Here is a 23,158-nt window from a genome sequence, read left to right on the forward strand (position 1 = left end):
AGATTGGGTCGTCGGCGCCTGCGGCGGTTGGAGCCGGGCGCCTGATACCAAGTCTCACTGATCCTGACCCATAGATCAGGATCAGTGAGGTCCGGCGGACGACCGCCGCCGCGCCGTCGCGCGGGCAGGTCTCGATGAGGCAGGCACATCGAGGCCTGGACTAAGAGAAGTCCGAAAACCCGCCCCTCACCGCCCCGGATTCCGCCAGGGCCGCGATCGTCTCCGGCGCGATCAGGGCATCGCACTCGGCCGCATAAGCATAGCCCGGCGCCTCGCCCGGAAAGCCGCCCCCGGTGGCGGGATGGGTGTAGAGCTCGGTCAGGCCGTCGGGCAGGTGGCGCAGGAGCCCCGCGACGCGCCGCGGCGTCATCGCGCCGGACCACGCAAGCCCCAACGTGCGATCCGGGATCAGCAGGCCCGCCTGACGGGCTCGAACGGCGAGCAGGCCGGCCCAGGGGGCAATGTCGAGGGCCGGTTTTGGATTGGCCCCCGGCTCGGCGGCGCGCAGCACGGCGCGAGGCTCGCGCGGCACTCGGATCGCTTGCATGCCGTAGCCGCGGCCGATCGCCAGGACGCGGCCGGCGATAAGCGGATGGACGTGGAAATGCTTATGGGCGTTGACATGGTCGAGGGGGAGGCCCGTCGCCTTGTACGCCTCGAACTGCGCCGTGATTTCCGCCGAGAGCTGACGGCGCGCCGATGGCTTCACGGCGAGGTCGAGCCCGAGGCGGCCCATGTCGCTGCGGATGAGGCCATCCGGTCCGACGAGGTCGGGCAGGTCGGCGGCAGGCAGGGTCGGCCACGCCTCCACTAGGACGAGGTGGAGGCCGACCCGCAGGGACGGCAGGCGTCCGGCGCGAGCGACCGCATCCGCGGCGGCGGGCGCGCCCACCATCAGGCTGGCGGCTGTGAGGATGCCCTCGCGATGGGCCTGCTCCACCGCCTCGTTGACCGCCAGGCTCAAGCCGAAATCATCGGCGGTGACGATCAGGCGTTTCTTAATGGCCACGCTCAGTCCTCGTTGGGGTAAGCCGCGCCGCCACCGGGCGTCCATGCGGCAACGGCTTTGCTGCCGAGCACCAGGGTCGCTCCGCCCTCGCCGCCCGACGTCGAGAGCACCTGGACCAGGCGCCGGTTCATGAGTCCGTATTGTCCTTCAGCAGCCGGGCCGAATTGGCCCGGGAGCGAAGGGCGGTCTGCAAACAAAAACGGCCGGGCAGCGAGCCCGGCCGTCATGTGTCCCTGCAAACGGACGTTCAGGCGGCCTTGGCGGTGCCCTGGCGCTCCTTGAGGAAGCGGTAGAACTCCACGCCCTCGCGCAGGCGGCGCTTCATCATGTCGGGCGAGCGGACCATCTCGGAGACGATGGAGGCGATCTTCGGGGCGCGGAAATAGAACTTCCGGTAGAACTCCTCCACCGCCGCGAAGATCTCCGAATGCGACAGGTGCGGGTAGTGGAGCGGCGCGATCTGCACGCCGTTCTCGTCGACGAGTTCGGCGTTCGCGATGTCGAGCCAGCCGTTCTCCACGGCCTGCTTGTAGAGGAAGGTGCCCGGATAGGGGGCTGCCAGCGATGCCTGGATCGTATGCGGGTTGATGCGCTTGGCGAAGGCGATCGTCTCTTGGATCGTCTCACGGGTTTCGCCGGGCAGGCCGACGATGAAGGTGCCGTGGATGGCGATGCCGAGGTCGTGGCAATCCTTGGTGAACCGCTCGGCCACCTCGACGCGCATGCCCTTCTTGATGTTGTTGAGGATCTGCTGGTTGCCGGATTCATAGCCGACGAGGAGCAGGCGCAGGCCGTTCTCCTTGAGCACCTTCAGGGTATCGCGCGGAACGTTCGCCTTGGCGTTGCACGACCAGGTGACGCCGAGCTTGCCGAGTTCGCGGGCGATCTCCTCGGCGCGCGGCAGGTTGTCGGTGAAGGTGTCGTCGTCGAAGAAGAACTCCTTCGTCTGCGGGAACTCCTTCAGGCAGTACTTGATCTCCTCGATCACATGCGCGACCGAGCGGGTGCGGTAGGTGTGACCGCCCACCGTCTGGGGCCAGAGGCAGAAGGTGCAGCGGCTCTTGCAGCCACGGCCGGAATAGAACGAGATGTAGGGGTGCTTCAGGTACCCGATGAAGTACTTCTCCATCTGGAGATCGCGCTTGTAGACGCTCGTGACGAACGGAAGCTGGTCCATGTCGGTCATGATCTCGCGGTCCACGTTGTGGATCACGACACCGTTGGCGTCCCGGTAGGACAGGCCCTTGATCTCGGACATCGGGGTGCCGTCGGCGACTTCCTTGACGGTGAAGTCGAACTCGTTGCGGGCACAAAAATCGATGCAGGGGGCCTGGGCCATGGCGCCGGCCGCGTCGACCGCGACCTTGGCGCCGATGAGCCCGGCGATGAGCTTGGGGTTGGCGGCCTTGAGCGCCTCGACGGTCTTCACGTCGGACTTGAACGAGGGCACCGAGGTGTGAAGCACCACGAGGTCGAAATCATGGGCCTGGGCCACGATCTCGGCGAGCTTGATGTTGTGCGGGGGCGCGTCGATCAGCTTCGAGTTCGGCACCAGGGCCGCCGGCTGGGCCAGCCAGGTCGGGTACCAGAATGACTTGATCTCGCGCTTGGCCTGGTAGCGGGAGCCCGCGCCGCCGTCGAAACCGTCGAAGGTGGGAGCCTGGAGGAAAAGCGTGCGCATGGGGTTCAAGGCCTCAGCGAGAAAGGAAAAAGGGCGGACGGGACGCTAAAAGCGAAGATCAGAGCGAGGATGCACCAGCATCGTGGCCGAGGCTTCGCTCGGGGATCAGTGTGCCATCTGCAACCACCCGATAATCGTGACCTTTCCATGTCACCGCCCCCGAGACGAAGCTCCAGGAGAAGTTCATGAAGGAGAGGATGTCGCGAATCGGCAACAGCCAGTAGGGGTGCGGAGCGAGGCCGAAGGCGCGCTCCAGGCGGACGCAGAGGATGATGCGGCAGGCGAGCGCCAGCGCCGCAACCACGAGGCCGCTCGTATCGGCGCCGGGGATCAGGGCGCCAATGAGGGCCAGCGGGAAGGCGTGGGTGACGATGGAGCCGGCATAACCGGCCGGATCGACGTTGCGGATGGTCCGGTTCCAGCGCAGCTCGTGCTTCCACAGGCCGGCGAGATCGGTGTCGACGCAGGTATGCCCGATGGTGAAGGTCGGGATCGCCACGAGGCCGCCCTTGGCGCGCAGGGCCTCGCCCACGGCGTAATCGTCGGCGAGATCGTCGCGGAAGGCTTCGAAGCCACCCATCTCGGCGAGCGAGGTGGCGGTGAACGCGATGGTGGAGCCAAAGCAGGGCTTGGCGAGGCCGAGCGAGGTGCCCATCACCACGTTGGGCAGGAACTGCACGTCGATGGCCAGCGCCGAGAGATGGGCCCAGATTCCGCGATGGGCCGGCACGCCATGATAGAGGCAGGTGACGCCGTTCACGCCTGGCTGCCCGAGCTCGGCGACGATCCGTTCGAGGTAGTCGGGCCTCGCCACCATGTCGCTGTCGGCCAGCACGATCACGTCGTGGGCGATCTGGGCCGACATGTTGATGAGGTTGGAGACCTTGCGGTTCGAACCGTGCTGGCGCGCATCGATGACGAGATCGAGCCTGAGGGCCGGATAGGCCTCGGTCAGGCGGCGCACCACGGCGATCGCCGGATCCGTGGCGTTCTGGACGCCGAACACCACCTGGACCGGTCCGGCGTAATCCTGACGGACGAAGGTTTCGAGGTTCTCGTAGAGATTGGGTTCCATGCCGCAAAGCGGCTTCAGGATGGTCACCGAGGGACGCGCGGCGTTCGCCGCCATGACCGGGACGGGGCGGCGTGCGTAACGGCCCGCCAGGAAGGCAGCCGTCAACCCGTAGAGGCAGCCGGCCAGGGCCATGAGCTGGAACACGAGCGAGAGCCAGCTCAGGCTCGCCGAAGGCAGATCCGTCAAGGTGAAGTCCATGATGGGCGAAGCTCGGTAACGGTTTGGATGAGGATGCCGCAGGGTCGGGGAGACCGCACGGGTGGGATCGCTGGGCCAGGCCCGGCGAGGGGCGTCTGGCCTGTGTCTAAGGCTTTGGTTTGGCGGCGAGCATCGCCGCCGTCCGGTCGCGAAGGAATTTCAGCAGGCTGTCCGCGCCGCCGCCCTTCAGCGGATCGGCGAAGCTGCCACGCATGGCGGCGATCTCGCTGACGTTGCCGTTGAGGTAGACGTCCTGGATCCGGTTGCCCGAGCCGACGAGGTAATCGATCTGCGAGGCGTCGCCCTCCGCATTGGCGACCTCGGTCTGGACCACGCGGTTCTGTCCGCGCGCCTCGCTCTCGGGCTTGACGTCGAACTTGCCGCCGGCGGCCTGGGACAGGCGGGTGGCATAGGTTGCGGTGAAATACTGTTTGAAGGCTTCCGTCAGCGCGCCCTGCTGCTCGGGCGTGAAGCCCTTCCACTTCCCGCCCACGGCGACCCGCGCCATGGTGGCAAAGTCCATGCTCTGGTCGAGGACCGGGCCGATGACGAGCGCGCGGCTCTTCACGTCGGCCTCGGGCGCCTTGAGCGCGCCCTCGAAGCTCGCATAGAGCCCGCGCACGGTCTGCACCGCGGCATCCTCGGCGGCGCGGACGGCCGTTCCCGACAGGAGGGTAACGGCGAGGAGGGTCGAGGCGGCGAGCCCCGATGCGAAGCCGCTCACGCGCATTTCCGCAGCGTCCCCATATCGCTCTCCATCGACCGCAACACGGTGTGGTTTCCCACGAGATTGGCGGGCACCCGCGATACCGGCAGGGCGTCCAGGCTCACCGCCCGGGCGATGTCGCCTCCGGCCTTCGATATCCCCGGCTCCACCGATACCGGGTCCGGAGACGTTCGGTCTTCCGTGTCCGGTGCGTCCGTCTTGCCTTCCATGAAGTGCCAGGCCACCAGACCGGGCACGCCGACCATGAGATCGGCCAGACGCTTCACCAGGGACAGCGCCAGGGCGGCCTCGGCGGGAATGTCGAAGATCGCGCAGAGAGCGATGAGGCCGCCTTCCTGGGCGCCAAGCGCCCCGGGCACCGCGAAGGCGGCGCCGCGGACCGCCTGGGCCAGACTCTCGATGACGATGGCTTCGGCCACGGTCACCGGATAGCCCATGAAATGCAGGGCCACGTAGACCTCGGCCGCGCCGATGATCCAGCCGATCAGGTGCACGCCCATGGCGCCGATGACCCGCTTGGGCGAGGAATAAAGTCTGCGCAGGCCGTCGTAGAGCACGTCGACCGCGCCCAGGGCCCGCCATTCGCGGGCGGCGGCGAAGCGGTTCAGCATGGCCTGGATGACCCGGTGACCACTGCGGCGCTGGATCAGGAAGAAGGCGCCGAGGGCCGGCGCGGCGATGGCGAGACCGCCGGCGACGGTGCGCACCACCGGACCGTCGCCATGCAGCCAGGCGAGGAGGGCGACGCCGCCGACCGTGAAGAGGAACTGGGTGACGGCCTGCGTCATCAGGTCGACGAACATGCTGGCGCCGGCAAGGCCACCCGTCACGCCGCGCTGAGCCAGGAGCCGCGCGCCGACGAAGTCGCCGCCGACCTGGGCCACGGGAAGGAGCGTGTTGATGCCCTCGCGGACGAAGCGCAGGGAGACGCAGTCCCACAGGCTCGGGCGTCCGGCCCGCGGGAACACGGCGAACCAGCCGAGGCCGGCCCAGCCCACCGCGACGGCGCGGACCACCACGACGATGGCGGCGCCCCAGCCGGCGCTCACCACCGCGGCGCCGACGTCATCCAGTCCCGATGACAAGAACAGGCCTGCAACCGTGCAGAGGCCGACGATGAGGGCCAATGTCGTCAGACGCTTCATGATCCCCCTTCGACCGTCGGCGCGGACGATTTTTTAGAGAAATTCACCGACCCTCCGGACGAAAAACCTTCCGGAAAACGTTGGCATCATCGGAAGTTGCAGCTTTGGATTTCGTTGTCTATCACCCGATAGACACAGTGCGGGCCAAAGCGGCGATGGGGCGTGAGCCTCGAAGAAACAGCCGCATCAAAGGCGCGACCAAGGGACGAATGATGGACCGCGAAGCTTTCACCACGGCCGGGGATGCCGTGCTCGCCGACGCGCAGATCGATGCTTACGACACCAGCTCGGCTCCCTATCGCGGCACCCCCGCCCCGAAATCGCCGGTCATGGCATGGAACGAGTGGGACCCTCTGGAGGAGGTCATCGTCGGCAGCCTCGACGGCGCGACCATCCCCTCCCACCACCTCACGGTGATCTTCAACCTGCCGCGCGCCGCGCAGCCGTTCTATCGGTTCGCCGCGGGTTTCCGCTATCCGAAGTTCATGAAGAAGCTGGCCCAGGCCGAGCTCGACAACTTCATCACGATCCTCGCCGGCGAGGGCGTGAAGGTGCGCCGTCCCGATACGGTGGACTTCTCGCGCAAGTACAACGCACCGCGCTGGTCATCCCGCGGCTTCTGCGTCGCCTGCCCGCGCGACCCCTACCTCGTCATCGGCGACGAGATCATCGAGAGCCCGATGTGCTGGCGCTCGCGCTATTTCGAGGGCGACGCCTACCGCTCGCTGTTCAAGGAATATTTTCGTAACGGTGCGCGCTGGACCTCGGCGCCCCGGCCGCAATTGACGGACGAGCTCTACAATTACGATTATCGCGTGCCGAACCTGAAGGCCGGCGAGCCGATGCAGTTCACGGTCAACGAGTTCGAGCCGGTCTTCGACGCAGCCGATTTCGTCCGCTGCGGCCGCGACCTCTTCGTCACCCGCTCCAACGTGACCAACCTCATGGGCATCGAATGGCTGCGCCGCCATCTCGGCTCGGGTTTCCGTATCCACGAAATCGAGAGCCGCTGCCCGCAGCCGATGCATATCGACTCGTCCTTCATGCCGCTGGCGCCGGGCAAGGTGCTGGTGAACCCGGACTATATCGACGTCGAGAAGCTCCCGGCCGTGCTGAAGAAGTGGGACGTGCTGATCGCGCCCCGCCCCGACCCGGTGGAGGGCTTCATGAGCAAGATCTCGATGTGCTCGCCGTGGACCTCGATCAACGTGCTCGCCATCGACGAAAAGAAGATCGTCGTCGATGCGAGCCAGCCGACCTTGATCAAGGCCCTGAAGGATTGGGGCTTCGATCCGATCCCGGCGCCGTTCCTGTCCTACGGGCCGTTCGGCGGCTCGTTCCACTGCGCGACCCTCGATGTGCGCCGGCGCGGTGCGTTGAAGTCCTACTTCTAGCCTGCGAATCGCTTCGGCGCGCCTGTCGCGCCGAAGCGTCTTTCCGGCGGTGCCAACATAGGTCTATCGTCACGTCGGGTTTGTCGTGATGCGTTAGGGAATCGTGTCTATGACGTCGGTCATGGACACGATGTTTCTCAACTCATCCTCGCGCCCTGCTCGAAGGACGCGGCTTGCCGCCTTTCCGGCCCTGGCACTCGCGGGCTCGCTGATGGCGGCGGGTACTGCTGGAGCGGCCGATCTCATGGAGATTCAGCGGCCACCGACCTTCCTCGCCCTCGACGAGAACCTCTGGGTCGTGACGGTGACGGCGACGGTGCAGGCGACGCCGAGCTTTCCGGGGTCGAGCGAGTATACCGCCATCGGCTACCCGTCGATCAGCATCGCCAAGGCCGGTACGCCGCGCCGCTTCTCGTCGCCCGATGACGGGATCAGCTTCTCGCTCTACGATTCGCCGCTCTTCAATGCCGGTCTGACGGCGGAATATGTTCCCGGCCGCTATTACGGCGATAACCGGCGTGACCTGTTCGGTCTCCGGGATGCCCGATTCGCGATCGAGCCGGGTGTCTTCGTCGAATATTACCCGACGCCGTGGCTGCGCGGCCGAGCGGAGCTGCGCCATGGGATCTTCGGGCATCACGGCTTCGTTGGCTCCCTCGGCGCGGACGTGATCCAGCCCTTCGACCGCTGGCAGGTCTCGGTGGGCCCGCGCTTCAACTTCGGCGATGCCAGCTTCGCCCGGCGCTATTTCGGCGTTCAGCCGTTCGAGGCGGCCCTCAACGGGACGCTGACCCCGTTCCGGCCCGACAGCTATGTCACGGTGGGCGCATTGGGCGCTGCGACCTACACGTTCGACGAGCGGTGGGCTGCGACGGGATATGTCGGCTACAACCGCATCGTCGGTTCATCTGCCGACAGCCCGCTGGTACGCCGCCAGTTCGGATCGCAGAACCAGTACACATTCGGCGTGAAGGTGAATTACAGCTTCACCACGCAGCCCTGGTTCTAGGGACCAACGTCCGACACGGGCTGTTCGGGCCGCTGTTTCACCCGGCGACACGGGTCCGGACTCGTCCGCCCGGGACCGGCGGCGTCGCGAGGGCCCGTCGCCATATGAATCCGGCGAGGGCGATGGCGAGCCCGTATTGCAGCAACCCGTTCTCGGCGAGGTCTGCCGGTGCGATCTGTGCCTGGATCGCCCAGCGCGTCAGGACATTGAGCAGGATGAGCCCGGCGCAGAAGGCGGCGGCGGTGATCAGGGCGGCGACGAAATCGGGCATGGCACGACCTCCGGAGAACCGGATTTCGAACTAGCAAGGCGCGCGCCAGCCTTTTCCGACGACCGATCTCCGGTTCAGGCCGCCGGCAGCTTCGTCGCCTCCATGGCGGGGTGGGCGGCAAAGCTCGTGAACCAGGCCGCCAGATCTGGATGCTCCCGCTTCCAGCCGAGCTCGGTGAAGCGCAGATCGAGATATCCGAGGGCGCAGGCGATGCTGATCGTCCCGATATCGACCCGGTCCGCGAAGCCTCCCGCCTGATCGTCGAGGGCCGCCAGTGCGCTCCGGATCTTGGCCTCCTGGCCGTCCATCCAGGCGACCGAGCGTTCGGAGGCGTCGCGGGCCGTGAGTTCGTAGCGGATCAGCAGGGCCGCATCGAGAATGGCGTCGGCGATGGATTGCTCATTGAGCGCCGCCCAGCGGGCGGGGCCGGCCGGGGGGAACAGCCCTCCCCCGGCGCGGGCATCGAGATATTCGCAGATCACCCGGCTGTCGGCCAAGGCATGGCCCTCGTCGTCGAGGAGGGTCGGCACCTGCGCCATTGGGTGATGGGCGAGGATGGTGCCATCACGCTTCACCGGATGCGCGGCGCTCGGCAGCAATTCGATCCGGTCGACGATGCCCAGGACATGAGCGGAGGCCATGACCTTCCGCGCGAAGGGCGAGAAGTGCGAATGGAACAGCTTCATCGGGACCTTCCGGGCTCGGATCGTCGGTATGAGGGGTGCCAGCCCGCTTTCGGCAAAAGCCGCCGCGAAGGCAAGCCCCGGCGACCTCACGATCGTGCTCGACGGTACCGAGATCAGGGCCGGCGTGCGGGCTTCGGCTTCGGTTGTGCGACGGAGGCAGGGGCCGGGGCCACCGGCGCAGCCACCCGGGCGGGTCGTGGTGTTTCCACGGCGAGACGTTTCACCGGCCATCCGTCGCTCCAGCGCTCCATGTCGCTGAAGCGTGGGTTGGCCTTGAGACTCGTCGGATCCCCGCCGAACGCCGCGGCCGCGGCCAGATCGAACGTCTTCCAGTAGGCGAGATAGTCGAGACTGTCCGCGCGGGAATTGTTGAGTTGCGCCAGCAGCGTCGTCTGTTCACCCGTCAACGACATATCGGCCGACCATTTGAACGGGGCGGGCGGCTGCTTCGGGTCCTTCGGGGGCTCCGGCGGGAGCTTGATCGCACCGCCGTCATAGGCGGTGTCCACGGCGCCCGGCGAGGTCAATGTCGCCGTGAGCGAAGGGAACCCGTGATCGTCGGAGAGTGCGCGGACGAACAGCTTGCGCTCGGGTGCCACGGCACTCGCCTCGCGCAGGAGGCGCCTGGCGGCAAGGTCGGCGGCGCGGGCATCCCGATCGCCGATGACGGTGATGACTAGGGTTTCGGGCGCGATCTTCGACAGGTCGCGCAATACGACGCCCCTGGATTTGGCATCGCTTGCGATCCCGCCCGGCATGATCGCGAAGACGAGGCGAGGCACCGGCAGGCCCGCATCCTCGGCATCGGCCGCGAGGTTGGCCGCGATCGGCGCGCCCGCGAGGTGGCCGATGAGGGCGACGCGCTTCAGGTCGGGCTTGGCATCGGGGTCGGTCTCGAGGTCCGCGAGGGCGGCCTTCACCAGCTTCTCGGCATTGCCGGTGGCATCGGCCGGCCGCGTCCGGTTGACCTCTTGGAAGCGTGGAAACACGACGAGATACCCGGCTCTGGCGAGGTGATCGATCCATGCCCCATAAGGCTGCGGGTTGGGCGAACCCCAGGCGTGGAGGAACACCACGACGGGTCGCCCTTCCGCGGGAGCCACGCCAGCCGCATGAAAGATGAAGCTTGCCGCACTAGGTCGCCCGAGCGCCCGTTTCACGATGGCAACGGAGCGGTCTCCGACCCCGCCCGGGCCTTCGGCGGGCTGATTGGGCGGCGTCGCGCCGAGGACCGGTTCGCACAACGACGCGACGACGAGCGACGCGCCGAGAACGAGGCAGGCTTTCAAACGCATGACGGGCTCGTCAGATCGATCCGGAGGGGCGCGTCCGGAATATCAGGTTTCGATCGATGAAAGCGAGGCGATCCCGGTCTTCCGCCAAGTCCTGACCGATTGCGTCATTCAGGCCGCACCAATGGTGCGATCCGGATCACGACAAGAGCACCACCGCCCTATCGCGATGCCGCACCGGCCTTGCGTCTGTCATCGACGAGCGTCGCCAAGCGAAGCAGTTCCTCCGGCATGGAAGGGTCGATGACCTCGCTGTAGAGCGTGCGCAGATTGTCGCCGACCTTCTGCATCATCCTCGACTCCGAGTAGACCGTATACGATTGGCCGGATCGACTGATATTGGCCATGGTCATAGCAGCGGCGGTGCTCATTCGAAGCTCGTATAACCGGGTTCCATCGATCATGGACTGATGGACCAACGGCTGGAGCCGAAGAAGTTTCCTCTTAAACTAGGATAATTTTGGTTATGGGCCGAACACCATCAGGGGGTATTGCCGCCGATCCTGTCGATGCCGGGACCTTGCTCGGGCGTGCGGCCTGACGCCTCCTCGACCCAGGCCAGAATATCCGACGCCCGCCACGGCTTCGGGATGAAGGTCGCGGAAACCCGCAGGTCGCTCGGCTGATCCCCAGCATCGCCGGAGGTCAGCAGAACCCGCACACGGGGCCAGGTGACGCCGATGATCCGGGCGAGCTCGAAACCGCCGATGGGTCCAGGTGTGCGCACATCGGAGAAGACGACGCTCACTGCGCCATCCTTCTCGTTCAAGATCGCCAAGGCTCTCTCGGCGGTCTCCGCCTCGATGACGCTGAAGCCGGTCTCTTCCAGTAAGGCGGCCGCGAGAAATCGCTCGTCGGGCTCGTCCTCGACGACGAGGATCACTGGTTTCGCGCCCGATGGATTCACAGCACTCATGGGTCCGGAACGCTCTTCAGGGCTGGCGGCCGCATCGGCCGCCAGCTCAGCAACGCTATGTAGTCCTGCCCGTCAATGTGTCGATCCAGCGCTCGGATCATGAATTTCGACGGGTTTTTGCCGCGGAATCATGATCAAGGTGCCGGTTTCTCAATTCTAGCAGAGGGAACGCCCTCGCGGGAGATGCCGGGTCGCCCCGCTGAGCCATTCTTCGCACCTGCGGACTGCCGTACGATTTACCCGACCCCGTGGCTTTTGAGGAACGCCAGAGCGCGAGCCCAACCCTGCTCGGCGCTGTCCCTGCGATAGCTCGGCCGGTAATCGGCGTGAAACCCGTGCGGCGCCTCCGGGAAGACGACGAGCTCGACACTGCGCCCCGCGGCGTTCGCCCGGTCGCGGGCGTCCTCGACACTGGCCACGGGGATGCCCGTATCGGCGCCGCCGTAGATCGCGAGGAGCGGTGCATGGAGATCGGTCGCCACGTCCCCCGCCGTTTTGGGCTGAAGCTCCGTGCGGTCGCCGCCAAGGGGCCCGTACCAGGCCACCGCTGCCTTCAGGTCGCGTCTGTGCGCCGCGTAGAGCCACGCCCCGCGACCTCCCCGACACCATCCCATCGTGCCGATCCGCTCCGCATCGGCCTTCGAGTCGGCGACGGCCCAGGATGCCGCGGCGTCGAGATCCGCGATCCACTGGGCGTCCGGGGTCTTCAGGATGACGTCGCGGACGATCGCCTTCACGTCCGTCATCGTCGAGAGATCGCCCTGCCGCGCGTAGAGTTCGGGCGCGACCGCGCAATAGCCGACCTTGGCCAGACGGCGGCAGACGTCCTTGATGTATTCGTGAACCCCGAAGATCTCTTCGATGACGAGAATCAGGGGAAACGGACCCGCTCCCTCGGGCATCGCCCGGTAACCCGGCATCGGCCCGTCGGCCGCCGGAATCTTGATTTCGCCGGCAACGAGACCGGCCGAATCCGTCGTGACCACCTGCGCCTGTGCATTCGCCTCGGCCAGGGTGAACCCGGCGATGAGGCTCGTCATGACGAAGCCCCGCCGCGAGAAGGGCGGGACCACGAGCCCGTCGAGGCCGCCCAGGCCCGTGCTCCGCTGGTCCTTGTCCGTCCCGTGATCGTCCATGGGATGCTCTCCTGCCCGGCGCCGTACGACGCGTCTTCAGGGAACTAGGGCGTCACCGGGAGAGGTCACGTTAGGACAGGGCCGCGCGCGGCATCTCGGCGTCGTCCTTCCGACCGGCACCATTGCGATGCGGGGACGGACGGTTATCCGTCGCGGCGGGCCGCCGGCGGGTGATGGATTTCGGACGCACCAGTTCCGCCAGCTTGGTGAAACCGTCGCCGCCGGGCTGACCGCCCTGCCCCATCCGGAGACCGAAGCCGGTGACGAAGGATTGGGCCAGCGCCTCGTCGCGCGCCACGTCGAACAGATCGGCGGCTGCCAGGAACGCCTCACGGAACGGGCGTAGGGAGCACCAGCTCTTCTCCGCGAGATGGAGCGGCCATTCCCAAAGACCGGTCTCGGAGCGCCGCCCCAGACCGTCGCGCGCGATGAAATATCCGGTCTCGCGATGCTCCAGACCATCCGCGATCACGCGCCAATCGGCATTCTCGAACAGGACCACATCGTCGCCTGAAGCCTCGAGGTCGATCATCCGGTTCCCCTGCCATCGTGGAGGAGCAAGCTGACGCAAGCTCGCTCTCCGTTGGAACAATGAGGGAACATTGGTAGGAAACGGAACGGGCGTCAAGACGCTTGTTCACGCTGCGTTCGCGTCGGGTCTGCGGTCGAGTAAGGTCGATTCGCTGCGTTCAGCGCGAGCCGAACATCGTATGCTCGACCCGGTCCCCCGCTTTGATGCCGAGCTTCGCCGTCGTGCCGGCATTGAGTTCCAGCACCGCCAGCACCGGTTCGCCCGATAGGATGACCTTGGTCGACAAGGGCTCGGTATTCGTAGCAACCCGGGCGATGCTTCCGTCGGGCCTGATGAAGAGCATGTCGAGGGGCAGGTAGGTGTTCTTCATCCACATGGCGACACGTTCGACCTTCTGAAAGTCGAACAGCATGCCGTGTTCGGGCGGCATTGAGCGGCGGAACATCAGGCCGCGCGAGCGCGATTCGTCGTCGCGCATCACCTCGACGGAGAAACTGTGCCGGGCGCCCCTGCCGGTAATCTCTAGAGGCTCCGTCGCCGCGACCTCCTGAGCCGTGGCGGCGCCGAGACCGGCCAGGATCGCGACCAGGATCAGGAGCGCGCGCAGAGGCGCGAGCGAGCGAAGGTCGTGGAACGGTGTCACGTGGTCATTCCGTCAGTGGGAGGCAGGCAGCGCGCCGTCCAGAAGCCGAACCTCGGCCGCCATCTTGCCCTTCGAACCGTCGCCATATCGCACGAGAACGGTCTCGCCGGGCTTCAGTTCGGCGATTCCGTAGCGACGCAACGTCTCCATATGGACGAAGATGTCGGGAGAGCCGTCGCCACGGCTGAGGAATCCGAACCCGCGCAGGCGGTTGAACCACTTCACCACGGCCGTCTCAAGGCCGCTCGTCGCCGTCACGCTCACATGGGTGCGGGGCATGGGAAGTTCGGAAGGGTGCGTCGCCGTTGACTGGTCGAGGGAGATCACCCGGAAGGCCTGCCAGCCCCGCGGGCGCTCGGTGGCTTCCACTACGATCCGTGCGCCCTCGCTCGCCGCCTGATGCCCATCGCGGCGAAGGCAGGTGATGTGAACCAGCACGTCGGCGGAGCCATCGTCCGGCAGGATGAAGCCGAACCCCTTCGAGACGTCGAACCACTTGATGCGTCCCGAAACCTCGACGAGGTCGAGGGGGCGCAACACCTCTCCGTCGGCGAGATCGGTGCCGCGCCCGTTGGCCGAGTCTCCCGAGCCATGGAGCCCATGCGGGCCTGATCCGACATCGTCCGACATGTAAGCAACCCACACCGAATCACGCGTCGCGATCCGCACCACAGATTAACAAAGTCGCAACCCGGCGGAAGCCCGTTTGACCGACATCGACTGCGGCGATTGATACATTCTTCAGCATATCGGCTGGGGCGCAACAAACCGTCCGGGACGTGCCATCGGGGCTGACTCTGCTCCCGTGCTCGTGCGGTAATCTCTTCATGCCGAGGACCGGACCGTGTTCCGGCCGATCACGATCGGTCGCCGTCACGTTCGGCAGAGGCCCTGCATTTCCTCACCGCACCGGAGCGAACGGGCGATCCAACGATGGCGGTGCCCTTGCGTCGAGCTCATGACCGGCGATAGCCAACGCGGATGATCCAGACCTTCCTTTCCGGGGTCGGGCCCTCGCCCCGCCCGCGCTCCTCGCACCGGCCCGAACGGCACCCCCATTCGAGGCCGCACGCATGAGCGCTTCCACGGCGAGCCCCGACACGGGTGCCGAAGCGCCACCATCCGCCGCCCGGTTCGGCCAGCCACGGCGGTTCGATCTCATCGATGCGGCACGCGGCGTCGCCCTCGTGGCGATGGCCGCCTATCACACCACCTGGGATCTCGGATATCTGGCGCTCACGCCGGAGAACTACGCCCTGGCGCCCCTGGGCAAGGTCGCGGCCCATCTCATCGCCGGCTCGTTCCTGGTGCTCGTCGGCATCGGCCTCGTCCTGATGAATCGGGATGGCCTCCGGCCCCGCGCGTTCCTCCTGCGGCTCGCGCGGATCGGCATCGCCGCCCTCCTGATCACGGCCGCGACGCTCTACGCCTTCCCGGACAGCTACATCTTCTTCGGCATCCTGCACTGCATCGCCGTATCGAGCGTGCTCGCCGTGCCGTTCCTGCGGGTGTCGCCGGTGGCGGCTCTGGTAGTCGGCATCGTCGTGCTGGCCGCGCCGGCCGTGATGGCGAACCCGGATTATCATCTCGCCGTCTTCGACGATCCGATCCTGAGTTTCCTCGGCCTCGGCATGCTGCCGCCGCGCACCAACGATTACGTGCCGCTGTTTCCCTGGTTCGGGCTGGTTCTCCTAGGGCTCGCGCTGGCAAGGCTCGGGCTGCCGGCCTTCCTGCGCAGTGGACTGTCGCAATGGCGGCCGGGCTCGCTCGTCTCGCGGGGGCTGGCCCTGGCCGGACGCCACAGCCTCGCGGTGTATCTCGTGCACCAGCCGCTTCTGCTCGCCCTGCTGACGGGCGTCGTGACCGTGACCGGTCCACATCCGAAGGCCGGTCTCGTCGCTTTCCGTCAGGATTACCGCACGCAGTGCGAGGCGACCGGGGGCAATGCGCAGACATGTCGGGTGGCCGCCCGCTGCGTTGCCGAGGCCCTCCAGCGCGAGAATCTATGGGCGATCAAGGGGCGGAGTTTCAATGTGGAGGAGCGGGCGAAGGCCCAGGCTCTGTCCCAATCCTGCTACGACACGGCCGATGGTCCGGTTGTTTCACCGTAGGACCGCCTTGAACGAACGGCACCCGCCTCACGAGGGAAGCGGGTGCCCAAACTTTCGATAAATATGAGCCTCGAGGATCCTCGATCCTCAATCCTTGGCGCGTTCCACGTAGGAGCCGTCTTCCGTCAGGATGACCACGCGGGTGCCCACTGCAACGTGCGGCGGCACGGCGGTGCGCACGCCGTTGGACAGGATCGCCGGCTTGTAGGAGGAGGAGGCCGTCTGGCCCTTCATCGCCGGCTCGGTCTCGGTGATCTCGAGAGTGACGCGCTGGGGCAGTTCGATCGTGAGCGGCACGTCGTTATGCGAGGCCAGCATCACCTTCATGCCCTCCTGCAGGTAGGGCGCGGCGCTGCCGACGACGTCCTTGGGCACCGCGACTTGATCGTAGTTCTCTGGGTTCATGAAGTGGTAGCCCTCACCATCCTCGTACAGGAAGGTGTGCTCACGGTCCTCGACGAAGGCGCGTTCCACTGATTCGGTGGTGCGGTAGCGCTCGGACACCTTCACCCCGTCGGTGATGCGGCGCATGTCGAGCTGCGTCACGGGCGTGCCCTTGCCGGGGTGGATGTTCTCCACCGTCAGGATGACGTAGAGCTTGCCGTCCTTGTCGACGACGTTGCCCTTGCGGAGCGTAGAGGCGATCACCTTCACGGGGTCAGATCCTGTTCGAGACAATATATGCGATGCCCCGGCGTGGATTCGGCCCACGGGAGCGACATCTGTGCCCCGCCACTAACCTATCCGGCGGCCTGTTGCCAGCAGCACGGCGCCGGCACGCGCATTTGACGTGCCGGCTACGGGACGCGCGAGCGTGACCGGTTCTTCCTCGCCCTGGTGGGCACCGCACCGCCATGCCGACCGCCGCCCGGCCCTTTTTGCGCGAAACCGCATCGTCGCGGCCCTGCGCAAGCATTTCGCGGATCGCGACTTCGTCGAGGTCGAAGCCGCCGCCCTCCAGGTCTCGCCGGGTAACGAGGCCCATCTCTCGGCCTTCGCCACCTCGGCCATCGCCCATGATGGAGCCGCCTCCCCGCTCTATCTCCACACCTCGCCGGAATTCGCCTGCAAGAAGCTGCTGGCGGCGGGTGAGACGCGGCTATTCAGCGTGGCGCGGGTGTTCCGCAACCGCGAGCGCGGCCCCTTGCACCATCCGGAATTCACCATGCTCGAATGGTACCGGGCCGGCGAGGACTACGAGGTGCTGATGCGGGACTGCGCCGACATCCTGGCGCTGGCGGCCGACGAGGCGAAGGTCCGCTCCTTCTGCTTTCGCGGCCGGGAATCCGATCCCTTCGCGGCCTTCGAGCGCCTCACCCTCGCCGAGGCGTTCGAGCGCCATGCCGGCATCGACCTCCTGGCGACGATCGAGCCCGGCGGCGGCACGGACAGGGACGGTCTCGCCGCAGCGGTGGCCGCCTGCGGCCTGCGGGTGGCGGAAGACGATTCCTGGGCCGACCTGTTCAGCCGCGTCCTCGTCGCCCTGATCGAGCCGAAGCTCGGCGACGGGCGTCCAACCCTGCTCTACGAATATCCCGTCAGCGAGGCGGCTTTAGCCCGCCCCAGTGCCCGCGACCCCCGGGTCGCAGAGCGGTTCGAGCTTTACGCCTGCGGCGTCGAACTCGCCAACGCCTTCGGCGAACTCACCGATCCGCACGAGCAGCGGCGCCGGTTCGAGATCGAGATGGCGGAGAAGGCGCGGATCTACGGCGAGACCTACCCGATCGACGAGGATTTCCTCGCGGCCCTCGCCATCATGCCGGAGGCGAGCGGCATCGCGCTGGGCCTCGACAGGCTGGTCATGCTCGCGGTGGGTGCGCCGCGGATCGACGACGTGATCTGGACGCCCGTGGCGGAGACGCCGGCGGGGATGGGAGGCGGCGCGTGAACAGGCCGCTTCCCCGTTCTCTTCCCCGCTCCCTGCGAAACCCCGCGCAGCTCGCCGAGGCCGGGCTCGTCCCGGTCTCCGACCTTCCGGCCCTGCAGGCGGTGGCAGCGCGCTACGCGGTTGCGGTGACGCCGGACATGGGCGAACTGATCGACCCCACCGATCCCTCCGATCCCATCGCCCGCCAGTTCCTGCCCCGCGCGGAGGAACTGGTGACGCGCCCCGAGGAAGATTCGGACCCGATCGGCGATGCGGCGCATTCGCCGCTGCCGGGGCTCGTCCATCGTTATCCCGACCGGGTGTTGCTGAAGCCGCTCCATGTCTGCCCGGTCTATTGCCGTTTCTGCTTCCGCCGCGAGGTGGTGGGGCCGGACGGGCTCGGCACGCTGGGAGAGGACGAACTTTCCGCCGCTTTCGCCTACATCGCCGACCGGCCGGAGATCTGGGAGGTGATCCTCACCGGCGGCGACCCGTTCGCGCTCTCGGTCCGTCGGCTCGGGCAGATCGCCGAGGCGCTTGCCGCCATCCCGCACGTCAAGGTGCTGCGCATCCATACCCGCGTGCCGGTGGTCGAGCCCGCCCGAGTGGACGACGATCTCGTCGCGGCCCTGAAGCGCTTCGGCGGCGCGGTCTTTGTCGCACTCCATGCCAATCATCCGCGCGAGTTCACGCCGGACGCGCGAGCCGCCATCGCCCGGCTCGTCGATGCCGGCATCCCAATGGTGAGCCAGACGGTGCTGCTCGCCGGAATCAACGACGACCCGGAGACCCTCGCGAGCCTGATGCGGAGCTTCGTCGAGAACCGGGTGAAGCCCTACTATCTCCATCACGGCGATCTCGCGCCCGGCACCGGCCACCTGCGCACCGGATTGGCGGCGGGGCGCGATCTGATGGGGCGCCTGCGCGGGCGCCTGTCCGGCCTCGCCCAGCCGCTCTACGTCCTCGACATCCCGGGCGGCCACGGCAAGGTGCCGGTGGGGCCGTCCTATCTCGGAGCGGATGGATCCGGCTGGCGGGTCACCGACCCGCAGGGGCGGGAGCACCCCTACCCGGCGGATGCGGACAGGCCGGACCGGAATTGACCCCCACACGCGGAATCGTCCGGCAGATACGAGGCTTCAGGGTCCAGACATGTTCTTTCCGCTCTCGAAACTGATCTATTTCGTGATCACGCCGTCGAACTTCTTCATCCTGATCGGGCTCGTCGGCTGCGTCCTGATGTTCGGCGGCTGGACGCCGCGCCTCGGGCGCGGGCTGGCCCTCCTCGGCTTCGCCGGACTCTTCCTCGGCGGTCTCCTGCCTCTCTCCGCCTGGATCGCCCTGCCCCTCGAAAACCGCTTTCCGCGCTTCGCGGATGACGGCGCACCGGTCACGGGCGTGATCGTGCTCGGTGGCGCGGTCGAGACCCAGACGACGCTGGCGCGCGGCCAGCTCTCGGTGAACGATGCCGGCGAGCGCCAGATCGCCTTCGCGGATCTCGCGCGCCGCTACCCGCAAGCCCGGCTCCTCTTCTCCGGGGGCAGCGGATTGCTCGGCACCGACGGAACATCGGAGGCCGAGATCGTCAGCCGCTTCGCCGATACGCTGGGGCTGCCGCGCACGCGGCTGATCCTGGAGGACCGGTCGCGCAACACCCATGAGAACGCGCGTTTCTCGGCCGATCTGGTCAAGCCTTTGGCGGGCGAACGCTGGCTCCTCGTCACCTCCGCCTGGCACATGCCGCGCGCCATCGGCTGCTTCCGCCAGGCCGGTTTCGACGTGACGGCCTATCCCGTCGATTACCGCACGGTGGGATGGAGCGACGCATGGAAGTTCAAGAGCTTCGCGTCGGACGGGCTACTGGTCCTCGATCTCGTGGTCAAGGAATGGATCGGGCTGATCGTCTACCGGCTCGCCGGCTACACCGATGCGGTGCTGCCGGCACCGCCCGCGACCTCCGCCTGACCCCTTCGCGGCGACGAGGGTTCAGGCTTCCCCGGCGGCCGGGACGGGCATTCCGAGGCGGTAGATCCCCCGAAAGTTGTCCGGGTCGGCCACGGGCTTGCCCTTGCGCAGGATGGCGATGCGGCCCTCCTTGGTGAGGCGCACGGCCATGCGCCGGACCGGCTGCATCAGTGGGCTCCAAGCGTCAGGGTGCGGCCCGCCGAGATGACGCGCGACTTCCGAGGGGCAGACGGTCTTGCCTTCGCCCCGCTCGGTGACGAGGCGGAGGATCGATTCGCCGATCTCCTCCTCGCTCACGGATTTGCGCTCTGTGCTCATGACTCGGTGTCCTGCAGGCTGGCCTCGTCGTCCTCGTTGAGGAGGATGGCGCGGATATCGGAGGTGAATTGCCGGCGCCACATGACACAGATGACGGCCGTGGTGGCGATGATCAGGAACCAGGCATTCACGAACCAGCCGAGATAGGCCAATGCGAAGAGGAAGGCGCGCTGCCCTTTCGCGAAATGGCTGCCGGCGGCGATGTTCATGGCGGCGGCTCGGCGGGCGGCGCGGTCCATGTCGGCTTTCGCGGCGCCTGTGCCCTTGGGAGGCACCGCGCCGATGAGGATCGCACCGTAATTGAACAGGCGGTAGGCCCAGGCGAATTTGAAGAACGCGTAGACGAAGACCATGGCGAGGCCCGCCACCTTGATCTCCCAGGTGACGCGGGTGGCGATGGCGCCGAAGGGCAGCGCGCCGAACAGGGTGAGCACGTCGTCGCCGGAGCGGGACAGGGTCAGCACGCCGCCGAGCGCGATCAGCGAGGTCGAGGCGAAGAACGCCGTCCCGTTCTGGAGGGAGGCGTTGATCGTGGTGTCGACCACCCGGTTGTCGCGGACGGTGAGCTGGCGCGACCATTCCTCCCGCTGGCGGTTCATGATCTGGCTCAGACTCGTGCGCCGCCCGCGCATCCGCGCCACGGCAATGCCGTAGCCGGCCCAGGCGGTGACGAAGTAGAGGAGGCCGGCAATGTCGAGCGGCGAGAAATCGGAGAGGGTGAACGGGTGCTGCATGGGCTCGGATCGCTTCCCGGAATGTGGCCGACCGGAACCCGGTCTCACCGGTCCGGCGACGTTCCGCCTGCGGTGCGGACCATAGGGCATCGGCCCGATCCGTGGGAAACGAATCTCTGACGGTGAAGGATCGGGGTAATCTGCTGTCACGGACGACGGCGGAGAGAGATCAGGCTCGCAGGATGCGAAATCCCGCATCGGGAGGATGGGCCGCCTCGACCGCCTCGACCGAGGACACGACGGCACCGGCGGGACCCAGCCGGCAGGCCTCGATCATGGCGGCGACGGCATCGGACGGTCCGCTGAACCTGGCTTCCACGCTGCCATCCGCCCGGTTGCGGACATGCCCGTTCAGGCCGCGACGTTCCGCTTCGTGCGAGGTCCAGTACCGGTAGCCGACGCCCTGCACCCGGCCTCGGATCACCACGTCGACGGTTCTGATCGTATCCAGGGGAAGGTTCCTCTCAGGCTCGCGCGCCGACACTGGGGTGGTTTCGTGACTGGAAGCCAGGCGCGGCTCAATATGCAAATGTCATTGCGATCGTCTCATTCCGGACATTATGGATGCAGGACCTCAGCGGAGCACCTCCCGCCGGGTCCGCGATCGACGGCATCGCGGTGGGCAAAAGGGTCGGCGACGCACGCGAGTGATCCGGCCTGCGTCATGGGGCAGTCGCAGCGATGCGAGGGTTCCGGTTCCTCTCGGCGATGTCGGGGTCGGAGCGACGACTCGATAGGAGTGACGATGGACATTCTGAGGCGGCTGTTCGGGCGGAGCCGGGAGCAGTCCGAGGCGGCCTCGGCGGAGTCGCTCATCGTCAATGCCTATGCCACCGTCCGCGATCTGCCATCCCTCGACTTTCCGCATGAACTGTTCGGACGGCGCGATCTGACCGATCCCGAACTCGCGCCGCATCTCGAAGGATTCATCGGCTACGTGATGGGACGCGGCGACGGCCGGATGACGGCCGCCCGCTACCATCTCTGGCGTCACCTGCAGCGAGTCCGCAACCATGCCAGTTTCGAGGTGGTGACCGTTGATCTACCCGACGTGGAGGCCTGGGCGAACGCTGCCAATGCGGTCCTGTTCCTCCCGGACGGATCCGTGCGGGCGCCCGACAGGAAGGTCGTCATCTCGGCCGAGGGAGAGTCCGACCCGGCGGCCACCCTGCCCTATCCGCCCGACGCGGTCGCGCGCCGCGCGCGGACCCTCGACCGCCTGGAAGGGATGGAGTTGACGCCGCCGGCCAGCATGCCGCCCGCGATCGGGGAGAGCGAACTCGTCCTGCGACGGCCGGAAGACGTGCTGCAGCGCGCCCTCGCTCTGCTGTATGTCGCCGCCCACGGCCAGGCGCACGGCACCGGCGGGGAGCCGCCAGAAGCGGGGCAGCCGGCCTGCAATTCGGTCGGCTTCGATGCCTTGACGCCCCGCGAGACGGGTCAGGTCCGAGCCGTCGCGGCTGAGCATGCCTTCGCGATGACGTGGCGCTACGAGGCGGCGAACACCCTGTTCTGGGCTCTCGGCGTCGAGCCCGCCCGTCTTGCAGACAGCGATCGGCTGATCGATGTGGACGCCCTCTGGCAGTCCGTCGCGCATCTCGCCAACGACCCGAACGCGTCCGCCGGTTTGCGTCTTCGGCCGGCCGGAGAGATCCTCGACGCCCTCGACCGCGCGTGGCGGGAGCATTGGATCGTGCGGCAGGCCCGGCAGAAGGATCACCGCCTCGAGCGCCTCAACGGCGACGTCGTCGCGGAACGCCATGTCGCCCTGAATTGGCTCACCGGGTTTCAGAACGGCCACGAGACCGCGTGGGACGACATCGACACCCCGACGTGATGGAAGCCGGCGCCCCGTGCGTCTTGAGATGATCCGCTTCGCGACGGGCGGATCGTCCGCCACGGCAGCGGCTTGGTAGAGGCTCTCCTCAGCCGCGTGACGCCCGCAGCCAGCGGCGCATCTCCGCGATGTAGGCGGGCGGGAGCGCCGCGGCTTCGGCGGCTGCCAGGACCGGCTGAAGATAATCGGGTCTCGGGGCGCCCGAAACCGCACTGCATCCGAGATAGATCAGGGCGCGTTTCACCCCGGTCGAGGTCGTCACCGGCTGGTAGGCCTTGGTGTAGAGACGCCCGGCGACCCCCTCGTAGCGGTCGAGGGCCGGAACGTCGGCCAGCGCCAGATCCCACAAGACGCCCCAGACGGTGGATGCGGGTGCCCGTACCACCGAGGCATAGCCTTCCCGCATGATGATGAAGCGGTGCCGGTTCAGCCGGGCCGTGCCGAGGCAGATCGAGCCGGGGCAGCGCGCCGCCATCGCGGCGGCATCCATGTTGGCGCCGTAGGAGAAGTAGAGAGGCATGGGCTGGTGGATGACCGGATGGGAGTTGCCGAGCGTCCGGGGCGCTCCTTCTCCCATGCGCCGGCCCGGAACGGTGGAGTTGCAGCGGAGCC

27 protein-coding genes are annotated in these 23,158 nt (G+C 67.1%); 7 read left to right on the forward strand and 20 right to left on the reverse strand.

Features of this window, described 5'->3' with window-relative positions; translation table 11 throughout:
* Positions 1–160 precede the first annotated feature (160 nt).
* The 6 genes from hpnK to FPV16_RS18735 form a co-directional block, all read right to left on the reverse strand.
* On the reverse strand, positions 161–1,009 hold the full coding sequence (gene hpnK / locus FPV16_RS18715; protein WP_227439887.1) for a hopanoid biosynthesis-associated protein HpnK: 849 nt from the start codon (positions 1,007–1,009) through the stop codon (positions 161–163).
* A 2-nt stretch (positions 1,010–1,011) separates the two neighbouring features.
* A complete protein-coding gene (locus tag FPV16_RS26145) occupies positions 1,012–1,140 on the reverse strand; it encodes a hypothetical protein (protein WP_264483930.1) in 129 nt (42 codons plus the stop codon).
* A 116-nt stretch (positions 1,141–1,256) separates the two neighbouring features.
* The gene (hpnJ, locus tag FPV16_RS18720) at positions 1,257–2,690 is read right to left on the reverse strand and encodes a hopanoid biosynthesis associated radical SAM protein HpnJ (RefSeq protein WP_027172891.1); all 1,434 of its coding nucleotides are present in this window, start codon (positions 2,688–2,690) and stop codon (positions 1,257–1,259) included.
* Between the two features lie 58 nt (positions 2,691–2,748).
* Positions 2,749–3,963: a bacteriohopanetetrol glucosamine biosynthesis glycosyltransferase HpnI gene (gene hpnI / locus FPV16_RS18725; protein ID WP_227439888.1), complete on the reverse strand. Its 1,215-nt coding sequence runs from the start codon at positions 3,961–3,963 to the stop codon at positions 2,749–2,751.
* A 106-nt stretch (positions 3,964–4,069) separates the two neighbouring features.
* Positions 4,070–4,693 carry a phospholipid-binding protein MlaC gene (locus FPV16_RS18730; protein ID WP_227439889.1) on the reverse strand — a complete coding sequence of 208 codons (624 nt, stop codon included), beginning with the start codon at positions 4,691–4,693 and terminating at the stop codon, positions 4,070–4,072.
* The gene (locus FPV16_RS18735) at positions 4,684–5,835 is read right to left on the reverse strand and encodes a lysylphosphatidylglycerol synthase domain-containing protein (protein WP_227439890.1); all 1,152 of its coding nucleotides are present in this window, start codon (positions 5,833–5,835) and stop codon (positions 4,684–4,686) included. Before FPV16_RS18735 ends, FPV16_RS18730 begins: the two co-directional genes overlap by 10 nt.
* Before the next feature lie 212 nt (positions 5,836–6,047).
* On the opposite strand from FPV16_RS18735, the gene FPV16_RS18740 reads away from it, so the two are divergent.
* Together FPV16_RS18740 and FPV16_RS18745 are read left to right on the forward strand one after the other, a co-directional pair.
* On the forward strand, positions 6,048–7,229 hold the full coding sequence (locus FPV16_RS18740; RefSeq protein ID WP_227439891.1) for an amidinotransferase: 1,182 nt from the start codon (positions 6,048–6,050) through the stop codon (positions 7,227–7,229).
* Between the two features lie 130 nt (positions 7,230–7,359).
* Positions 7,360–8,238, forward strand: a complete 879-nt coding sequence (locus FPV16_RS18745; RefSeq protein WP_413629320.1) for a MipA/OmpV family protein — start codon at positions 7,360–7,362, stop codon at positions 8,236–8,238.
* A 37-nt stretch (positions 8,239–8,275) separates the two neighbouring features.
* Here FPV16_RS18745 and FPV16_RS18750 read toward each other — a convergent pair whose 3' ends face one another.
* From FPV16_RS18750 to FPV16_RS18790, 9 genes are all read right to left on the reverse strand, one after another.
* Positions 8,276–8,509, reverse strand: coding sequence for a hypothetical protein (locus FPV16_RS18750; protein WP_227439893.1), 234 nt, complete (start codon positions 8,507–8,509; stop codon positions 8,276–8,278).
* Positions 8,510–8,583: 74 nt separating this feature from the next.
* Positions 8,584–9,195, reverse strand: coding sequence for a glutathione S-transferase family protein (locus FPV16_RS18755; protein WP_227439894.1), 612 nt, complete (start codon positions 9,193–9,195; stop codon positions 8,584–8,586).
* A gap of 113 nt (positions 9,196–9,308) precedes the next feature.
* The gene (locus FPV16_RS18760) at positions 9,309–10,490 is read right to left on the reverse strand and encodes a chlorophyllase/cutinase-like alpha/beta fold protein (protein ID WP_227439895.1); all 1,182 of its coding nucleotides are present in this window, start codon (positions 10,488–10,490) and stop codon (positions 9,309–9,311) included.
* 158 nt (positions 10,491–10,648) lie between these two features.
* Positions 10,649–10,858: a hypothetical protein gene (locus tag FPV16_RS18765; RefSeq protein WP_227439896.1), complete on the reverse strand. Its 210-nt coding sequence runs from the start codon at positions 10,856–10,858 to the stop codon at positions 10,649–10,651.
* A 110-nt stretch (positions 10,859–10,968) separates the two neighbouring features.
* A complete protein-coding gene (locus tag FPV16_RS18770; RefSeq protein WP_026176030.1) occupies positions 10,969–11,403 on the reverse strand; it encodes a response regulator in 435 nt (144 codons plus the stop codon).
* A gap of 236 nt (positions 11,404–11,639) precedes the next feature.
* Entirely contained in the window at positions 11,640–12,539 is a 900-nt protein-coding gene (locus tag FPV16_RS18775; protein ID WP_227439897.1) for a dienelactone hydrolase family protein, read from the reverse strand.
* 70 nt (positions 12,540–12,609) lie between these two features.
* Positions 12,610–13,071 (reverse strand): hypothetical protein, encoded by a 462-nt coding sequence (locus tag FPV16_RS18780; RefSeq protein WP_227439898.1) that lies wholly within the window; start codon positions 13,069–13,071, stop codon positions 12,610–12,612.
* 157 nt (positions 13,072–13,228) lie between these two features.
* A complete protein-coding gene (locus FPV16_RS18785) occupies positions 13,229–13,714 on the reverse strand; it encodes a DUF192 domain-containing protein (RefSeq protein WP_227439899.1) in 486 nt (161 codons plus the stop codon).
* Between the two features lie 12 nt (positions 13,715–13,726).
* The gene (locus tag FPV16_RS18790; RefSeq protein WP_227439900.1) at positions 13,727–14,344 is read right to left on the reverse strand and encodes a cold-shock protein; all 618 of its coding nucleotides are present in this window, start codon (positions 14,342–14,344) and stop codon (positions 13,727–13,729) included.
* A gap of 443 nt (positions 14,345–14,787) precedes the next feature.
* Here FPV16_RS18790 and FPV16_RS18795 point away from each other — a divergent pair, with 443 nt between their 5' ends.
* Positions 14,788–15,825, forward strand: a complete 1,038-nt coding sequence (locus FPV16_RS18795) for a heparan-alpha-glucosaminide N-acetyltransferase (protein WP_227439901.1) — start codon at positions 14,788–14,790, stop codon at positions 15,823–15,825.
* Positions 15,826–15,912: 87 nt separating this feature from the next.
* Here the strand turns inward: FPV16_RS18795 and efp are convergent, their stop codons facing one another.
* Positions 15,913–16,479, reverse strand: coding sequence for an elongation factor P (efp, locus tag FPV16_RS18800; protein ID WP_027172877.1), 567 nt, complete (start codon positions 16,477–16,479; stop codon positions 15,913–15,915).
* A 160-nt stretch (positions 16,480–16,639) separates the two neighbouring features.
* Here efp and epmA point away from each other — a divergent pair, with 160 nt between their 5' ends.
* From epmA to FPV16_RS18815, 3 genes are read left to right on the forward strand one after another with little or no spacing between them, the layout of a single operon-like run.
* Positions 16,640–17,713, forward strand: a complete 1,074-nt coding sequence (epmA, locus tag FPV16_RS18805; RefSeq protein ID WP_227439902.1) for an EF-P lysine aminoacylase EpmA — start codon at positions 16,640–16,642, stop codon at positions 17,711–17,713.
* Positions 17,710–18,795 carry a lysine-2,3-aminomutase-like protein gene (locus FPV16_RS18810; protein WP_227439903.1) on the forward strand — a complete coding sequence of 362 codons (1,086 nt, stop codon included), beginning with the start codon at positions 17,710–17,712 and terminating at the stop codon, positions 18,793–18,795. The genes epmA and FPV16_RS18810 overlap by 4 nt, the downstream gene beginning before the upstream one ends.
* Before the next feature lie 49 nt (positions 18,796–18,844).
* Entirely contained in the window at positions 18,845–19,657 is an 813-nt protein-coding gene (locus FPV16_RS18815; protein WP_227439904.1) for a YdcF family protein, read from the forward strand.
* A gap of 21 nt (positions 19,658–19,678) precedes the next feature.
* Here FPV16_RS18815 and FPV16_RS18820 read toward each other — a convergent pair whose 3' ends face one another.
* From FPV16_RS18820 to FPV16_RS18830, 3 genes are all read right to left on the reverse strand, one after another.
* Positions 19,679–19,975, reverse strand: coding sequence for a DUF3253 domain-containing protein (locus FPV16_RS18820; RefSeq protein WP_227439905.1), 297 nt, complete (start codon positions 19,973–19,975; stop codon positions 19,679–19,681).
* Complete coding sequence (locus FPV16_RS18825) at positions 19,972–20,709, reverse strand: DUF599 domain-containing protein (RefSeq protein ID WP_227439906.1); 738 nt, start codon at positions 20,707–20,709, stop codon at positions 19,972–19,974. The genes FPV16_RS18820 and FPV16_RS18825 overlap by 4 nt, the downstream gene beginning before the upstream one ends.
* Positions 20,710–20,878: 169 nt before the next feature.
* Positions 20,879–21,193: an acylphosphatase gene (locus tag FPV16_RS18830; RefSeq protein ID WP_227439907.1), complete on the reverse strand. Its 315-nt coding sequence runs from the start codon at positions 21,191–21,193 to the stop codon at positions 20,879–20,881.
* A 261-nt stretch (positions 21,194–21,454) separates the two neighbouring features.
* Between FPV16_RS18830 and FPV16_RS18835 the strand changes: the two genes are divergently transcribed.
* Complete coding sequence (locus tag FPV16_RS18835; RefSeq protein ID WP_227439908.1) at positions 21,455–22,546, forward strand: DUF4272 domain-containing protein; 1,092 nt, start codon at positions 21,455–21,457, stop codon at positions 22,544–22,546.
* An 88-nt stretch (positions 22,547–22,634) separates the two neighbouring features.
* Here FPV16_RS18835 and FPV16_RS18840 read toward each other — a convergent pair whose 3' ends face one another.
* Positions 22,635–23,066: a gamma-glutamylcyclotransferase family protein gene (locus tag FPV16_RS18840; RefSeq protein WP_227439909.1), complete on the reverse strand. Its 432-nt coding sequence runs from the start codon at positions 23,064–23,066 to the stop codon at positions 22,635–22,637.
* Positions 23,067–23,158 lie beyond the last annotated feature (92 nt).

It is taken from the genome of Methylobacterium sp. W2, from assembly GCF_020662345.1.
Lineage (GTDB): Bacteria > Pseudomonadota > Alphaproteobacteria > Rhizobiales > Beijerinckiaceae > Methylobacterium.